Genomic DNA, 17,369 nt, shown 5'->3' on the forward strand with positions numbered 1-17,369 from the left:
AGGCCTGGACCGCCTCTATCCCATTGTTGGACCATGAGCTTTTTTGCCCTTTGCGGCGCCATGCCCTACTTTCGGCAAACGGTCTGCGCAAACGGATTGTCTGACGGGCAGGCACGACATGGCAGGAATCCCAAATGATTGACGAAAAGCCGGACAGCGAGAGCGTCTCGGCGCTGGCGCCCTTCCGGCACGGCATTTTCCGCGCCGTGTGGGGCGCAAGTCTCGTCTCGAATTTCGGTGGCCTGATCCAGGGTGTCGGCGCCGCCTGGATGATGACCACGATCGCCACCTCGCCCTATCAGGTGGCCCTTGTCCAGGCTTCGACCACCTTGCCGATCATGCTGTTTGCGTTGGTCGCCGGCGCCATCGCCGACAGTTTCGACCGGCGCAAGGTGATGCTGGTCGCCCAGACCTTCATGCTGGTGGTGTCGGTGCTTCTGACCCTGTTCACCTATTCGGGCCTGATCACGCCATGGACGCTGCTTGCCTTCACCTTCCTGATCGACAGCGGCACCGCGCTCAACAGCCCGTCATGGCAAGCCTCCGTCGGCGATATGGTTCCCCGCAACAAGGTGCCGGCGGCCGTCGCCCTCAATTCGATGGGCTTTAACCTGACGCGCAGCGTCGGTCCGGCGATCGGCGGCATCATCGTCGCCGCCGCCGGTGCGGCAGCCGCCTTCGCGGCGAACGCGGTGAGCTATATCGGCCTGATCGTCGTGCTGGCGCGCTGGAAGCCGAACGTGCCGGTATCGACCTTGCCGCGCGAGTCGCTGGGGGCCGCCATGGGCGCCGGCCTGCGCTATGTCGCCATGTCGCCCAATATCGGCAAGGTGCTGGTCAGGGGTGCTGCGTTCGGCTTCAGTGCAGGCGCTGTGCTTGCGTTGCTGCCTCTGGTGGCGCGCGACGTCGTCAAGGGCGATGCGCTTACCTATGGCATCATGCTCGGCGCCTTCGGCATCGGCGCGGTCGGCGGCGCCTTGATCAGCGTCAGGCTGCGGCAGTTGCTCTCCAGCGAGACGATGGTGCGCTGTGCGTTCGCCGGCTTCGCCGTCTGCGCCTTCAATGCCGCCGTCAGCCAGCATGCCTGGCAGACATCGCTCGGCCTGCTTGTCGGCGGTGCCTGCTGGGTGATCGCGCTTTCGCATTTCAACGTCACGGTGCAGATGGCGACGCCGCGCTGGGTGGTCGGCCGGGTGCTGTCGGTCTACCAGACCGCGACCTTCGGCGGCATCGCGCTCGGCAGCTGGATCTGGGGCGTCGTCGCCGACGCGCATGGCGCCGAAACCGCGCTGATCGCCGCCAGCATCGCCATGCTGGCCGGCGGCGCCATCGGTCTTTTGCTCCCGCTGCCGCAACAGCAGGTGCTCAACCTCGACCCGCTCAATCGCTTCAAGGAACCGCATTTGGCGCTTGACCTGAAGCCGCGCAGTGGTCCCATCGCCATCATGATCGAATATGTGATCCGGCATGAGGACGAACCGGAGTTCCTCGCCATCATGGCCGAACGCGGCCGCATCCGCCGCCGTGACGGCGCCCGCAACTGGACGCTGGCGCGTGATCTCGAGAATCCCACCATATGGATCGAGCACTATCACACGCCGACCTGGATCGAATATATCAGGCACAATGGACGCATCACCCATGCCGACGCCGTCATCGGCGAGCGCCTGCGGGCACTGCACAGCGGCAACGAGCCGCCCCGCGTGCGCCGCGTGATCGAGCGCCCGACGACCGCCGGCACGGCCCTCGTGATGGCCAAGGGACCTATTGAGCACTGACTCCGGGTTGTCCCTTAGCCCTCGCCCGACAGGTCCCGGCGGGCCTTGTCGAGTTCCTCGGCATAGCGTCGCATCAGATGGCCTTCGGTCAACAGGCCCAGCACGATATGGTCGGTGAAATCCTCGACCACGGCGAGTTCTTCGGCGCCCGCCCGCTGGAATGTTTCCGCGGCGGCCTGCACGTTCATGCTCGGCACCAGCACCGCGTCCTTGAATTTGGCGAGATCGCGCACCGGCACCTCGCCATCGGACGGATCGCTGTGCAGTTCGGCCACGATCAGCACGCCGACATAGTGGTCGCCCGCATCGACGGCGATGACGCGCTGGGCAGAGCCGAGCGGCACCTCCTTGCGGAAGGCTGCCAGCGTCGTCGAGGCATAGATGGTCTTGATGTCCTTGCGCATCATCGAGCCGACTGTGAGGCTGCGCATCCAGCCGACATCGTGGGCGCTGCGGATGGTCTCGCCGCGCAGATGGAAGCGCCATGTCGAGAACGAGTAGCCGAAGGTTTCGCGCACCAGGATGGCCGACATGATCGAGGCGGCCAGCACGACGCCGGTCAGCGTCAGGTCGCGGGTCGATTCCAGCGCCAGGAAGGTCATCGTCAGCGGACCGCCGACGACACCGACGGCGAGCGACGTCATGCCGACGACGGCGGCGACGGCAGGGTCGATGCCGGTTGCCGGAGAAATAACAAGCATCACATCCGCGAACGCCTTGCCGAGCAGCGCGCCGAGGAACAGCGAGGCAAAGAACAGTCCGCCGCGAAAACCCGACCCCAGCGAGACCGCCGACGCCGCCAGCTTGAGCACGAAGACGCTGGCCACCACGGCCAGCCCGTAATTCATCGAGAATTCGCGATGCAGCGCGCCATGGCCGCTGGACAGCACTTGCGGCGTGATCAGCCCCAACAAGCCAACGATGACGCCGCCAATGACGGGGCGCAGCGACGCATCGATCGACAGCCTGGCGAAACCGCGCTCGATCAGCGTCACCAGATGCATGATGGCGATCGAGGCGGCACCGCCGAGCAGCCCGAGCAGCAGGAACGGCACATACTGGCTGGCGGTGAGCGCCGGCAGACCCGAAAGCTCGAGCGGGAAAGGCACCCCGCCGAACATTTCAGCGGTCAGCGAGGCTGAGATCGCGGCGGTCATGACAGGCGCGACATTGGCGACCGAGTAGATGCCGATGACCAATTCGAAGCCGTAGAAGGCGCCGGTCAGCGGTGCATCGAAGGCAGCGGCGATGGCGCCGGCCGCACCACAGCCGACCAGGATGCGGACATCGTTGCGGCGCAGCCTGAAGATGCCCGCCAGCCGCGATGCCAGCCCGGAGCCAACCTGCGTATAGCCGGCTTCCAGCCCGACCGAGGCGCCAAAACCGCTGGAGATCATCGTCTGGCCGGCGATGATGAAGGTGTCGGTCAGCGACATGCGCCCGCCATAGAGCGCATTGGCTTCGATCGGGTCGATCGGTGTGCGGAATTTCCGTATCCGGAGCCAGACCACCGTCAGCCCCAGCAGTATGCCGCCGATCGCCGGTATCAGCGCCTGCATCGGATTGGCGAGCGAAAACATGCCGGAAAGCCGGCCGCCTGGCTGAACGCCGAACAGCAGCCCGTGCAGGTCCTGCACGATCTGGCTCATCGCCGTGACCAATATGCCAGCCATTACGCCTACGACACCGGCGAGGATGACCACCACGATGCCGCGTGCCTCGAGCAGGGGCAACGACCTGATCAGCACCGCGCGCAGCCGGCGGGCATAGACTTCGCTGTGGTTTCTGGAAAGCACCGGGGCGGCTCGCCGATATCGAAAGGCAGTGGAAAGCCAGCCTGATACGCCCGGCGGCACGGCATGGCAACCACAATGCCGACAGACACCATGTTGGCGACAGCGCGATATCGATCGGCCGATGGACCGTTCAGGTCGGCATGGGCTCGCCGGCTTCATAGAGCACGAGGTTGCGCTCGCCTATGCCAAGCGCCGGCCAGCTCGCACGCCAGTCCGCAATGTGCGGCGAGCGGAAATGCGCGTCGAGCGCTGCCCTGTCGCTCCAGACTTCCGTGACCCGGATGAGCCCGGCATCGAAAACATCCTGCGCATAGGAATATTCGAGACAGCCGGGCTCGGCGCGGCTGCCGGAAACCATGCGCTCCATCGCGGGCTTGGCTTCCTCAAATTTGTCTGGCGGCAAGCGGATGGTACCGATGATCAGAAGCATGAGGTTTGCCTTCTTTACGAGGCCGGCCGACACGGCGACCTGCGCATGATCGTTCGAACTAGCCAGTCTCCCACCCTCGCGCAAGCTTGGCGGACTACCCTCACAGGGCTGTCGCGCGCTCGGCAGTCTATGGGGTTTGGGGACGATATGGCGATCAGCGAAAGCATTCAGCCCGGCGCGGCCGCCAAGAACGGCCGCGACGTCTTCTTCGCCATCGGCATCGTCATCATACTTGCCGTGCTGTTCCTGCCGATCCCGGCCTTTCTCATCGATGTCGGCCTCGCCTTTTCGATCGCGCTTTCGGTGCTGATCCTGATGGTGGCGCTGTGGATCCAGCGGCCGCTCGATTTTTCGTCTTTTCCAACCGTGCTGCTCATCGCCACCATGCTGCGGCTGTCGCTCAACATCGCCACCACGCGCATGATCCTGGCGCATGGCAATGAGGGCACGCATGCGGCCGGCTATGTCATCGCCGGCTTCTCCAAGCTGGTGATGGCCAGCGACTTCGTCATCGGCCTCATCGTTTTCATGATCCTGATCGTGGTGAACTTCATCGTCATCACCAAGGGCGCCACGCGTATCGCCGAGGTCGGCGCCCGCTTCACCCTCGACGCCATCCCCGGCAAGCAGATGTCGATCGACGCCGACCTCTCGGCCGGCATGATCGACGACAAGACCGCGCAGCTGCGCCGCCGTGAACTGGAAGAAGAATCTTCTTTCTTCGGCTCGATGGACGGTGCCTCGAAGTTCGTCCGCGGCGACGCCATCGCCGGCCTCATCATCACCGCCATCAACATCGTCGGCGGCATCGCCATCGGCTACATCAGGCACGGCATGGGCATGGGCGAAGCCGCCGACGTGTTCATCAAGCTGTCGGTCGGCGACGGCCTCGTCACCCAGATCCCGGCGCTGATCGTGTCGCTCGCCGCCGGCCTGCTCGTCTCCAAGGGCGGCACCCGCGGCTCGACCAACCAGGCGGTGTTCGGCCAGCTCGGCGCCCACCCGCGCGCCCTCTATGTCGCGGCATCGCTGCTGGTGCTGCTCGGCCTGATGCCCGGCCTGCCGCTGTTCCCGTTCTTTGCGCTGGCCGCCGGCATGGCCGGCCTCGGCTACGTCATCCCGATGCGCGCCAACCGTGTCCTCGCCGAAGCCGAGGCGATCAAGGACCAGGAAAAGGCGACCAAGGTCGAGGAGGAGAAGAACTCGGTCAAGGCCTCGCTCGCCACCGCCGAGATCGAGCTTTTGATCGGCAAGCAGCTGTCGACAAGGCTGCTGACGTCGCATCAGGAACTGGTTTTCCGCATGGGCAAGATGCGCAAGAAATTCGCCACCCAGTACGGCTTCGTCGTGCCGGAAGTGCGTGTCGCCGACGATTTCGCCATCCCGCCGAAGAGCTACCAGATCAAGGTGCACGGCACCGTGGTGGCCGAATACCAGATGCGCGTCGGCGAGATCATGGTGCTGCTCGGCAATCGCGACATACCCGAGATACCGGGCGAGGAAATCCGCGAGCCGGCCTTCGGCATGCGCGCCTATTCGGTGGTCGAAGCCTTCGCCGAGGATCTGAAGCGCGAGAACTACACCTTCGCCGACAACATGTCGGTGCTGCTCACCCATCTCTCCGAGGTCATCCGCAACAACCTGCCGCAGCTTCTGTCCTACAAGGACATGAAGGCGCTGCTCGAACGCCAGGACCAGGAATACCGCAAGCTCGCCGACGAGATCTGCACCACGCACATCTCCTATCCCGGCCTGCAGGCGGTGCTGAAGCTGCTGCTCGCCGAGCGCGTCTCGATCCGCAATCTGCACCTGATCATCGAGGCGATCGCCGAGATCGCGCCGCATGTGCGCCGCACCGAGCAGATCGTCGAACATGTCCGCATCCGCATGGCCCAGCAGATTTGCGGCGACCTGTCCGAGGGCGGCGTGCTGAAGGTGCTTCGCCTCGGCAACCGCTGGGATCTCGCCTTCCACCAGAGCCTCAAGCGCGACGCCAAGGGTGAGGTGCGCGAGTTCGACATCGACCCGCGCCAGCTCGAGGAGTTCGGCCAGGACGCGACCAAGGCGATCAAGAAATATCTGGAAGCCGGCGAGCGTTTCGTCCTCGTCACCGCGCCCGACGCCCGCCCCTATGTGCGCATGATCATCGAGCGGCTGTTCACCACGCTGCCGGTGCTCAGCCACGTCGAAATCGCCAAGGGCGTCGAGATCAGGGTGCTCGGAACCATATCGTGAGCGTGCTGTCGCAAGGCGTCGTCATCGCGGCGTTCCTCGCCTTCTGCCGCATCGGCGCCTGTTTCATGCTGATGCCGGGCCTGTCCAGCGCCCGCGTCCCGGTCCAGGTCAGGTTGTTCGTGGCGGTCGCCGCCACCGGCGGCCTGCTCGCCTTCCTGTGGGACAAGATCTTTCCTTTCGTCGACCCGCGCCCGCAGATCCTGGTGCCGATGATCATCTCGGAACTTCTGGTCGGCGGCCTGATCGGCGCCATGACCAGGCTCTACATGGAAGCCCTGCGCTTCATGGGCTCGGCCATCGCCATGCTGGTCGGTTATGGCGGCACCGGCGGACCGGCGATCGAGGAGCCCGAACCCCAGGCAGCCCTTGCCGCCATCATCTCGTTCTCGGCGCTGTTGATGCTGTTCGTGTTCGATTTCGACCACGAGATAATACGCGCGCTGGTTTCCTCCTACACGGTCGCGCCGGTCAACATCTTCTTCAACCCGCAGGCAGCCCTCGTCGATGTCACCGACACGGTGTCGGACACCTTCTTCCTGGTCATCCGCCTCGGCAGCCCGTTCGTCGCCTATGCCATTCTCGTCAATCTGACGATCGGCTTCGTCAACAAGCTGACCCCGCAGATCCCGATCTATTTCATCTCCCAGCCCTTCATCATCGCCGGCGGCATGATCATCTTCTATTTCGCCGTCGGCACCATGCTGTCGCTGTTCGTCGACGGCTTCGTCGACCTGACGCTGGCGAGATGACCATGAGCACGCGCAAGGACCGCCTCAAGAAACTGGTCAAGGTGCAGGAACAGCTGAAGGCGCTGCACGAAACCCGCCACGCCACCTTCCTTGCCGCGGCCAGTGCCGCCGAGGCTGAAGCCAGGGAACTGGTCGGCCATTTCGACCAGGCCGATTCGCTTTCCGCCCTGTTCCCCGATCTCTACCACCGCCGCATCGCCCAAGCGGTCGTGCGCCAGGAGGCGAACCTGGCAAGCGCGAAGCAAGAAGCCGGCCTCATCGCCGCCGCGACCGCCCGCACCAACATGGTTGAGCGTGCCTACAAGGACGTGCGCAACCGCGACGAGCGCGAACGCTCCGACCGCGAGCGGCTCGACATCATCGCGCAGAAGCAGGGCGAGGAGTAAGCTGAGGGTGTTCCGCTATGGGCCAACGGTGAGCGTCATTGGCCAGGTTGCGAATGGCGGCAATCTCGGTCTTAGGGGCGGGCATGGTGGCTTCCTGAGAGCGGACATTGCAGGCTGCACATCGAGGTCCTGCCGCGCCATGAACAGTCGATGCTTCGGTCTGGAAGCAGCCGTTGAGCAGACGTTCATTGCACGGCGGCGGCCGCGGTGAAGATGTAGCCAACGCCATAGACGACCTTGATCGGCGCGGGCAAGCTGATGTGCTCCTCCAGTTTGCGGCGTAGCCGGCTGACGACTGCGTCGAGATGCCTGTTGTCGAAGTTCGACCTGGGACGGGCGACAAGCTCCACCAGATCCTCGCGCTGGCAGATTTCGCCGCTACGGTTGCAGAGCACGTTCATGAAGGCGAACTCGGCCGCCGTCAGTTTAAGCGAACGGTGATTGGGCGCGATCAGCATCCAGTTCGTGCCGTCCAGCACCCACCGATCGCTGCTGCCGTTGCCAGAGTCGGGCGGGGCTCCCGTCCGTCGCAGCAGGCTGCGAATTGCGGCGTCGATCTCGCGCAGCGTGCTGTGCTTGACCAGGTAGATGTCGGCGCCGCTCTCAAAGCCACGGATACGGTCGTCGCTGTCACCGAGCGCCGTCAGCATGATGATGCCGCAGGCATGTGATTTGCGGATTTCGGTTGCCAGATCGAACCCGTTCCCATCGGGCAGCCCGACATCGAGGATGATGACAGCGGGCGAACTGCCGTTGGCCAGCGTCTGGCGCAATTCCCCTGCCGTGGCGACGCCTTCGGCCGTGAAGCCCGTCAGTTCCAGGAAATCCGCCAGATCCTTGCGCAGCCGGGGCTCGTCCTCGACGATCAGAATATGCGTCATGCGGTCAGTTCCTCGGGCGAAAGTCGATCCGTTGCCTCGCCTGCCAGAGGCAGGCTGACGATGGACGTAATGCCCTGGTCGTCGTTGGCGAGCAACTGCAGCTTGCCGCCGTGATAGGCCAGCAATTTGCGCGAAGAATAGAGGCCGAGACCGGTTCCGGTTACCGCCATCGTATTGGAGGCCCGGAAAAAGCGCCTGCCGATCTTGTGAAGCTCAGCCTGTGGAATGCCGATGCCACGGTCACGCACCCGAATGACCGCACTTCGACCTTCGCTGCGCACATCGATATCCACTGGCTGGTCCTCCGACGAATATTTGAGCGCATTGTCGATGAGGTTGATCAGGACGGTCGCCAGCATCTCGGGATCGGCGACAAGCGAAACGGCGTCGTCATCCGCCGTAAAGATCAGGCGCTCGCCGCGCCCGGTCATCCCGAAATGCAGCCGCACATCGGCAATAAGCAAACCGACGCGTATCATCTCCGGCTGAAACCCGCTGTCGCGATCATTGGCCATGAAGCGGTCGATCAGGGAAAACAGGCGATCGAGCGCCTCGCCAATGCCGGCAATCCGTTCTCGTGTCGCTTCGGGCGACTTGTGGCCGACAAGGCCGATCATGTCGGCCGCGTTGCGGATGATGGCGAGCGGGGTGCGAAACTCGTGGCTGACGACGCGCATGAAGTCCGCCTGCTCGTCGCGAAGCACACGTTCGGCCGCCAGGCTCGCGTTCAACCGGCTTTCCAACCGTCGTCGTTCCCGTACCTCCCGCGACAGGGCGATATTTTTCTCCAGCAGCGCAGAGGACAGCCGCGAACTGACCATGAACAGCAGGCAGCCGAAAAAGGCGATCAGGAACAGCGCGCCCTGCAGCAGATACCAAGCGTTGCGGTCGGCCAGAACCGAGGCGCCTTGAAAATCGACCGGCAGCCGGTATTCGATGATGCTCTGGAGAACGCTAGCCGCGATATACTCGGCAAGCACACCGATCGTGATCCAGCGCAGGAGGGTTGGTTGCGTCCGGTCCCGCATCAGCCCAAGACACATCACCGACATCATCACGACCGTAAAGAAGGTCGATGCGTGAATGCGTATAGCAATGTCGCCCGGATCCATCGCGAGGGCGGCACTCCATGCGACAATTTGGAAAATCAGCAGTGAAATGCTGATCCAGGTATAGCGTGGCTGTCCCAGAAAGCGCGCCAGACCCTCGGCCAGCAACACCAGGCCCAACTTGATGATCGTGTTGTGGAGCACGATAGCCCAGGCCGCCGGCTGCTCCCCACGCAGGAGAATCAGCAGCACCCCCGCCGCGATAGCGACGAAGCCGGCCGCAAGAAACTTCAACTCATAGAGGCGGCGCCACGCCAGCCACACAAACAACCAGGTGACGGCCTGCAGGCTTGCGGTTGCAAACGTAACAACCAGAACGGTCTTCAGATCAAGCATGGTCGAGTATTCGCACGGGGTTCCCCTGCCGCACCCCCCGATGCGCCAAATGTTGAATCTCGCAGGAGTTGTGCGGGGAGGCAAGCGCGATCCGCCCGTGCAAGAATTGGTCAGAATTCAATAGAATTGATCGGTGGAATTGTCGGGAGAGGACGTTTTATCATCGGCCGCGATCGTCTTGGTGGTTTCGCCGGGCGGATTGTGAGGAAGCAGTCGGGCGATGTGCGTGGCGGACGCACGCGACCCGACGCAGCGGCAAGCGATGATTTTCGCGGGACGTCCGGCGATCGGGCCGGCCGCGGAATCGTTGCTTGCGGCACACGGGGGGAATTCCATGACAATTCGCGATCGTCGCTCGCTCACACGCCCGCTTGTACTTTTGTGCTCCACGGCGCTCGCGGGGTCGTTGCTGCTGCCAGTCATCCTGACGGCGCCGGCGCATGCACAGGCTCTTTATGGTGCGACCGGAGGCAGGGGCGGTGATGGTGACGTAGACAGCAACGGTGGCGATGGTGGCGATGCAGGTGACGCCGGCGTCGCGGGCAACGGTCCGGATGCAGGGACCGGTGGGGCGGCCGGCACGCAGGCCATTCCAGACGGTGGAAATGGTGACAACGGCGGCTCCGGTGGCGGTGGTGGTGGCGGCGGCGGTGGTGGTTACAGCAATATCATTGCTGGCGATATTTCCGCGCCCCTCAATGGTGGCAATGGAGGCTATGGCGGCGGCTTTTTGGACGGAGGCTATGGCGGCGGCGGCGCTGGTGGCGATGGCGTGCGTAATGAAGAGGTGAACCCGGCAATTTCCGTGACGGCTGATGTTCATGGCGGCGATGGCGGCGATGGCAATGGCAATGGCCCGTTTGCCGGCGGCGGCGGCGGCGGCGGCGGCGGCGGGGGCGGGGGCGCCGGCATGGTGCTTCTGAACAACGGCGCCATCACTGTTGAAAGCTCGGCCACCGTTGCTGGCGGAAACGGTGGCAATCCTGGCGCCAATTTCGGCGGTGGTGGTGGTGCGGGCATTGTTTTGAACGCCGGCGGCGACTTGACCAACCATGGCGATGTCCTCGGTGGCACGGGCGGGGCTTTAGCCACTGGCGGAACAGCCATTGTGATGGGAGATTCTGGCAGCGTCGTCAACGACGGTCGCATTACCGGTGGCCGCGCCGGGGTTTCTGCATCCGCCGGTGCAGCGATCGACCTCAGAAATGGTGGGACGGTTTTTAACAGCGGAGTGATCATTGGCGGCGAGGGCAACGGTGGCCATACCGGCGGCTCTAACGGCCCTGCTGGCGGAACCGGCAGTGGCGGCGCCCCCGGCTATATTCCCCTGACGCCCAGCAATGGAAACGGTGGTACCGGCATCGTTGGGGCCAATTTGGCGGTGCTTAACGTTGGGGAGATTACTGGGGGAGATTCTTTCTTTGGCCGGGCTAACGCCATCACCTTCACGGGCGGCGCCAACACGCTTTCCCTGCGAAACGGCTCGATTATCACCGGCAATGTCGTGGTGGAGAGTGGCGCGACCGGCTCATTGATGCTCGGGGACTATGACACGCTGCCTTCCACACCGGCCTTCGATGTCTCGAAGCTCGTGAATACGGCCACGGTAGGCGCGAGTGACGAGTTCGTCGGCTTCACGAGCTTTAACAAGGCCGGGACGAATACCGTGACCCTGACCGGCACGGGTGCGCAGGACTGGACCATCGATCAAGGCACCTTGGTCGGCGACACCAACAGCTTCGGCGGCAATCTCACCTTCTCAGGCGTGAACACCGGCGCCGTCGTCTTCGACCAGGCGAGCGACGGTACCTATGCCGGGACCATTACCGGCCCCGGCCATTTCGGCAAGACCGGCGCCGGTACGCTGACGCTGTCAGGCGACGCTTCCGACCTCGCGGGCAACCTGGGCGTCATGGGGGGCACGCTCGACATCGACACTCAGCTCACCTCTTTTACCGGGATCATTGCTACTGACGGAACTGATCCGGACGAGGGGGCAACCGCAAGAGTTTCAGGGTCGGCCACCTGGACTGCCGACGTCCTTAGGGTCGGGGATTCCAATGGGGATTCCAAAGGGAAAGGGAGCTTGATCGTCGAGAATGGCGGTCAGGTTTTCAACGATTCGGGAGTTGTGGCGTATGGCGCGGGCAGCACTGGCTCCGCGGTGATTTCCGGAAATGATTCGGGTTGGACACTCGTTGATGCCATCGCAGTTGGTCTCTTTGGCAATGGATCGCTCAGCATTGAAAATGGCGGGCAGGTTTCCAGCGGCAACAACGCCATTGTTGGTTGGGATGCTCAAGCCACCGGAATTGTGAATATTACGGGCCCCGGGTCGGTTTGGACAGGCGACTCCATCATTGCCGTTGGCGTCTTGGGCAAGGGCACGCTGACTCTGTCAGAGGGCGGACAGGTTTCGCTTGCCGGGGGTCCTGCTATCGTTGGGTTGGCGGCCCAGCCAGGATCATTCGGAACGCTCAACATCGGTGCGGCAAGTGGGGAAGTGGCGAAGGCCGCCGGCACGGTTGATGCGGCATCGATAGCTTTTGGCGCTGGCACAGGCACGGTTGTGTTCAATCATCTGGGAAATCCCGATGGGTCCGATCTGATTTTCAGCCCTTCCCTGACCGGCTTGGGGACCATCCTCCATGAAAGCGGCACGACCGTTTTGGCTGCAGACAGTTCCAGCTTCACCGGTACCACCATTGTTGCAGGCGGCACGCTTCTTGTCGGGAACCATGCCAGTGCCGGCTTCCTCGGTGGCACGATCAATGTCGAGGACGGCGCCACGCTCGGTGGCTCGGGCACGGTGGGCACGACGACGGTTGCCGATGGCGGGCATATCGCGCCAGGCAATTCGGTTGGTACGCTGACGGTTGCCGGAAATCTGGGCCTCTCTTCAGGGTCGATTCTCGATTACGAATTCGGCAATCCAGGCGGTTCAACCGGCTCTCCGGGGATAAGCGACCGCATCGGGGTGAGTGGCAATCTGACGCTCGACGGTACGCTCAATCTTGCGCAGAGCGGCGACGTGGCCGATGGCACGGCGGGCCTCGGCTATTACCGGCTGATGACCTATGGCGGCAGCCTCACCGACAACGGCCTGGAGATCGGCACGAAGCCGCCGCTTTCCGATCCGGCCGCCTATGAGATCCAGGCGGGCGGCGGCAATGTCGACCTCTTCATCGGAGCGGCCGGCGACGACACGCTGCAGCACTGGCAAGGCGGCGACGGGACCTGGAACACCACGAACGAAAAATGGCTGAACCAGGGCGGCGATACTCTCGTCTCCTGGGCAGGAAACCATGCGGTATTCAAGAACGAACCGGGCGGCTTCGACGGCGGCACGATCGCCGTCGAAGGAGCGCAAAGCTTCAAGGGCCTGCAATTCGTCGACAGCGGCTACCGCCTGGAAGGTTCCGGCACGCTCGCGATAGATGGTTCCGACAGCGCCGATGGCAATGCCGAGATCCGCGTGCTGGCCGGCACGGCAGCCACCATCGCGACGACGATGACCGGCGCGGGCGGGGTCAGCAAGACGCAAGGCGGCACGCTCGTCCTGGAAGGCAGCAACAGCTATCAGGGCGGCACGCGGCTTCTGGGCGGGACTATTTCCGTTTCGTCCGATGCCAATCTCGGCGCCGCAAGCGGTGCCCTGACATTCAATGGCGGCACGCTGCGGAACACGGCGGCCTTCACGACCGCGCGCAATGTCGATCTCGGCGCGGGCGGCGGCACGTTCCAGACCGATGCCGACCTGACGGCGAACGGCGTCATCTCCGGGACCGGCGCGCTCACCAAGACCGGGGCCGGCGGGCTGGTGCTTTCGAGCGCCAACAGCTACGCCGGTGGGACGACGGTTTCGGCAGGATTCATCACCGCGGCGACGACAGGCGCGCTGGGCAGCGGACCGGTGAATGTCAAGGCCGCTGACCTCCGCTTCATCAATGATGCAAGCGCCGAGAGCCTCGACATCGTCATGGAAATGAACGCAACGATGCGCTTCGATGGCAGTGCGTCGGCGGGAACGGCGACGATCGTCACTACCCAAAGCCGCATCAACTTCAACGACGAAACATCGGCCGGTGCGGCTTCGATCACCGGCAATGGTAGCAGGACGTCCTTCAACGGCAATTCGAGCGCCGCCAATGCCACGATTGGCGTTACAATCCAAGGAACGCTCGACTTCTACGACACCGCGTCTGCCGGCAGCGCCGCCATCACCAACAAGGGCGGCTTCGTTGGCTTCCATGGCGCCAACACCGCGGATGGCGCCACGATCATCAACGATACGGGGGGAAAGGTCGACATCTCCGAAATGACGTCGGACGGTATCGCGATTGGCTCGCTTTCGGGCGATGGTCTCGTCTTTCTCGGCTCGAAGTCGCTGACGCTTGGCGGATTGGATAAGAACGACACCATCGGCGGCGTCATCCAGGATGGCAGCACTGGCATCGGAGGGAGCCTCGTCAAAACCGGCGCCGGCACGCTGACGCTGAACGGCGTCAGCACCTATACCGGTCTGACCACCATCGGCGGCGGCAAGCTCGTTGTCGGCGACGGCAGCCATTCCGGGGCAAGCATTGCTGGCGCCATTGCGGTTGCAGCCGGCGGCACGCTCGGCGGTTCGGGAACGGTGGGTACGACCACGATCGTTTCTGGCGGCACGATTACGCCGGGCAATTCGATCGGCACGCTGAATGTGTCAGGCGATTACACGCAGGAGATAGGCTCGACCTACGACGTCGAGATCAATCCGGCCGGCAATTCCGACCTGATCGACGTGACGGGCAAAGCCACCATCCAGGGTGGCACCGTCTTCGCGCTCAAGGCGCCGGGCGGCTACAGTGCCGGAACCCGCTACACGATCCTGAGCGCGGATCAGGGCGTGACCGGCACCTATGATGCGTTCGACCAGAACGCCCCGTTTGTCGATCTGGCACTCGCCTATGACGCCAGTAATATCTATCTCGACGTTGCCCGCAATGACGTGTCGTTCTGCGACGTGGCCGGCACCCGCAACCAGTGTGCCACCGCCAATGGCGCCGAAAGCGCCGGGCCGGGCAACCCGATCTACGATGCAATCGCCGGCCTGCCGGACGATGAAACCGCACGCGAAGCCTTCGATGCGTTATCTGGCGAGATCCATGCGTCCGCCAAATCGGCGCTGATCGAGGACAGCCATTTTGTCCGCGATGCCATCAATGACCGCCTGCGTGCGGCCTTCGAGGGGGTAGGTATCCCGGCAACGCCGGTGCTGGCCTATGGCGAAGGCGGTCCGGTACTGGTGCCTGCCGCCACCGATCGCTTTGCCGCCTGGGGCACGGCTTTCGGGTCATGGGGCACCTTCGACGGCGACGGCAATGCCGCAGGCCTCGATACCTCCACCGGCGGCTTTCTTACCGGCGTCGACGGCCTTGTCGCGGAGGATGTGCGGCTTGGCATCATGACTGGCTACAGCCACACGAGCTTCGATGCCGACGGCCGATCCTCGTCAGGCTCGAGCGACAATTATCATCTCGGCCTTTATGGTGGCACGCAGCGGGGCGCTCTCGCCTTCCGCTCCGGGCTTGCCTATACGTGGCATGACATGAAGACATCGCGCTCGGTGGCCATGCCCGGCTTTGCCGACAGCCTGAGCGGCGACTACAACGCTGGCACCTTCCAGGCGTTCGGGGAACTCGGCTATCGCATCGATACGCCAGTCGCGGCCTTCGAGCCTTTTGCCAACCTCGCTTATGTCAACCTGCATACGGACGGCTTCACGGAAAAGGGCGGTGCGGCGGCATTGACCAGTGCAAGCCAGACCACCGACGCCACCTTCACCACGCTTGGTCTCAGAGCCTCCGCCGGCTTCACGCTCGGCGCCATCAATGCCACAGCGCGCGGCATGCTGGGCTGGCGCCATGCCTATGGCGACGTCATACCGACCAGCACACATGCCTTCTCTGCCGGTGATGCCTTCACGATCGCTGGCGTGCCGATCGCCACGGACAGTGCCGCCATCGAAGCGGGGTTCGATCTCAACCTGACCGATGCCGCAACCCTCAGCGTCGCCTACCAGGGTCAGTTCGGCTCCGGCGTCCAGCAGAACGGCTTCAATGCAAAACTCAACGTGGAATTCTAATCAAGCGGGAAGGATCGTTCCGGAATGACTGCCCCTGACGGAAAAGGGGCTATTCAATCCGCTTGTCGCATCGCCCAGGCGGTCGTACGCCAGGAAGCGAACCTCGCGAGCGCCAGGCAGGAAGCCAGCCTTATCGCCGCCGGTTGAGCGAGCCTACAAGGACGTGCGCAACTGTGATGAACGCGAACGCTGCGACCGCAGGTGCCGGACTTTATCGCGCAGAAGCGGACGCAGGAGCAGCTGGGAGGATTGTGTGGCGCGAAGCGGACCCTCCCAAGGTTCGGCTTTCCCCTAAACGCTTTACAGCCCGGTTTGGTAGCGCTACCGTTTCGGCCTAGCGTGAGCCTGGGAGGAGCCAGGGCTGTCGCTGGCGGAAGCGTTGTTCCTTCGACGACGTCGCGGGAATTTGTTGGGAGGATCGATGGCGTCTGTCGCAATTGGCGAAGTCTACAAATCATTCGGCGCTGTCGAGATCCTGCACGGGGTCAGCGTGAACATCGAGGACGGCGAGTTCGTCACTCTGGTCGGGCCATCGGGCTGCGGAAAATCAACCCTTCTCAGAATGATCGCCGGCCTGGAAAAGATTTCACGCGGCCAGATCGCGATTGGCGAACGGGTCGTCAACAACGTTGCGCCCAAGGAGCGCGACGTCGCCATGGTCTTCCAGAACTATGCGCTCTACCCACACATGACCGTTGCCGAGAACATGGCGTTCTCGCTGATGCTCAAAGGAGTTTCCAAGCCGGAGAGCGATGCAGGCGTGCGCCGCGCGGCCGAAATCCTTGGGCTGGTGCCGTTGCTGGCGCGCTATCCTCGGCAGCTTTCCGGCGGCCAGCGCCAGCGCGTCGCCATGGGCCGCGCGATCGTGCGTGATCCGGCGGTCTTTCTCTTCGACGAACCGCTGTCCAATCTCGACGCCAAACTCAGGGTGCAGATGCGCGCCGAGATCAAGGAACTGCACCAGCGCCTCAAGACCACGACAGTCTACGTCACGCACGACCAGATCGAGGCCATGACCATGGCTGACAAGATCGTGGTCATGCATGACGGCATCGTCGAGCAGATAGGGCCGCCGCTGGAACTCTATGACCGGCCGAACAATCTTTTTGTCGCCAGCTTCATCGGCTCGCCGGCCATGAATTTGCTGAGGGGCGAGATCGCTATTGACGGCTCACCCTCGTTCCGCGGCGCCGGGGGGATTTCAGTCCCGTTGGCCTCGGCACTTTCCATCCCCAATGGCGAGCCTGTGGTGCTGGGAATAAGGCCCGAGCATTTGCGGCTGTCCGACGACCAGGGCATTCCGGTCACCGTCGCGGTGGTTGAACCAACCGGGTCCGAAGTGCAGCTCATCGGCCGGACAGCCGGTGGCGAAGAGATCGTCGCCAATTTCCGGGAACGACATTCCTTCACGCCGGGCGAAACCATCCGGCTTACGGCCGAGCCCGGCCTCATCCATCTCTTTCACGGAGAAACCGGACAGAGGTTCCAAACACGTGCCGATCAGTAGGACCACAGGCAAGGACAACAAGCAGGAGGAAACGA

At 63.5% G+C, this 17,369-nt stretch carries 11 protein-coding genes; 6 read left to right on the forward strand and 5 right to left on the reverse strand.

Annotated features, from left to right (window positions below; translation table 11 throughout):
- Positions 1–134: 134 nt before the first annotated feature.
- Positions 135–1,778 carry an MFS transporter gene (locus P3C39_RS24325; RefSeq protein WP_275954453.1) on the forward strand — a complete coding sequence of 548 codons (1,644 nt, stop codon included), beginning with the start codon at positions 135–137 and terminating at the stop codon, positions 1,776–1,778.
- Between the two features lie 14 nt (positions 1,779–1,792).
- Here the strand turns inward: P3C39_RS24325 and P3C39_RS24330 are convergent, their stop codons facing one another.
- Together P3C39_RS24330 and P3C39_RS24335 are read right to left on the reverse strand one after the other, a co-directional pair.
- Positions 1,793–3,574, reverse strand: coding sequence for a chloride channel protein (locus P3C39_RS24330; RefSeq protein WP_027161424.1), 1,782 nt, complete (start codon positions 3,572–3,574; stop codon positions 1,793–1,795).
- A gap of 130 nt (positions 3,575–3,704) precedes the next feature.
- A complete protein-coding gene (locus P3C39_RS24335) occupies positions 3,705–4,004 on the reverse strand; it encodes a putative quinol monooxygenase (protein WP_224621547.1) in 300 nt (99 codons plus the stop codon).
- 147 nt (positions 4,005–4,151) lie between these two features.
- Here P3C39_RS24335 and flhA point away from each other — a divergent pair, with 147 nt between their 5' ends.
- From flhA to P3C39_RS24350, 3 genes are read left to right on the forward strand one after another with little or no spacing between them, the layout of a single operon-like run.
- Positions 4,152–6,239: a flagellar biosynthesis protein FlhA gene (gene flhA / locus P3C39_RS24340; RefSeq protein WP_224621546.1), complete on the forward strand. Its 2,088-nt coding sequence runs from the start codon at positions 4,152–4,154 to the stop codon at positions 6,237–6,239.
- On the forward strand, positions 6,236–6,988 hold the full coding sequence (fliR, locus tag P3C39_RS24345; RefSeq protein ID WP_013529768.1) for a flagellar biosynthetic protein FliR: 753 nt from the start codon (positions 6,236–6,238) through the stop codon (positions 6,986–6,988). Before flhA ends, fliR begins: the two co-directional genes overlap by 4 nt.
- 2 nt (positions 6,989–6,990) lie before the next feature.
- Entirely contained in the window at positions 6,991–7,374 is a 384-nt protein-coding gene (locus P3C39_RS24350; protein WP_063168930.1) for a hypothetical protein, read from the forward strand.
- A 185-nt stretch (positions 7,375–7,559) separates the two neighbouring features.
- Here P3C39_RS24350 and P3C39_RS24355 read toward each other — a convergent pair whose 3' ends face one another.
- The 3 genes from P3C39_RS24355 to P3C39_RS24365 form a co-directional block, all read right to left on the reverse strand.
- Positions 7,560–8,255 carry a response regulator transcription factor gene (locus P3C39_RS24355; RefSeq protein WP_275954454.1) on the reverse strand — a complete coding sequence of 232 codons (696 nt, stop codon included), beginning with the start codon at positions 8,253–8,255 and terminating at the stop codon, positions 7,560–7,562.
- A complete protein-coding gene (locus P3C39_RS24360) occupies positions 8,252–9,784 on the reverse strand; it encodes a HAMP domain-containing sensor histidine kinase (RefSeq protein WP_275954455.1) in 1,533 nt (510 codons plus the stop codon). The genes P3C39_RS24355 and P3C39_RS24360 overlap by 4 nt, the downstream gene beginning before the upstream one ends.
- 76 nt (positions 9,785–9,860) lie before the next feature.
- Positions 9,861–10,754, reverse strand: coding sequence for a hypothetical protein (locus P3C39_RS24365; protein ID WP_275954456.1), 894 nt, complete (start codon positions 10,752–10,754; stop codon positions 9,861–9,863).
- A 57-nt stretch (positions 10,755–10,811) separates the two neighbouring features.
- Here P3C39_RS24365 and P3C39_RS24370 point away from each other — a divergent pair, with 57 nt between their 5' ends.
- Both P3C39_RS24370 and ugpC read left to right on the forward strand, forming a co-directional pair.
- Entirely contained in the window at positions 10,812–15,827 is a 5,016-nt protein-coding gene (locus P3C39_RS24370; protein ID WP_275954457.1) for an autotransporter domain-containing protein, read from the forward strand.
- A gap of 421 nt (positions 15,828–16,248) precedes the next feature.
- Entirely contained in the window at positions 16,249–17,334 is a 1,086-nt protein-coding gene (gene ugpC / locus P3C39_RS24375; RefSeq protein ID WP_127370955.1) for a sn-glycerol-3-phosphate ABC transporter ATP-binding protein UgpC, read from the forward strand.
- The last annotated feature ends 35 nt before the right edge of the window (positions 17,335–17,369 follow it).

The organism is Mesorhizobium sp. XAP4 (assembly GCF_029269325.1).
Classification (GTDB): Bacteria; Pseudomonadota; Alphaproteobacteria; order Rhizobiales; family Rhizobiaceae; genus Mesorhizobium; species Mesorhizobium ciceri.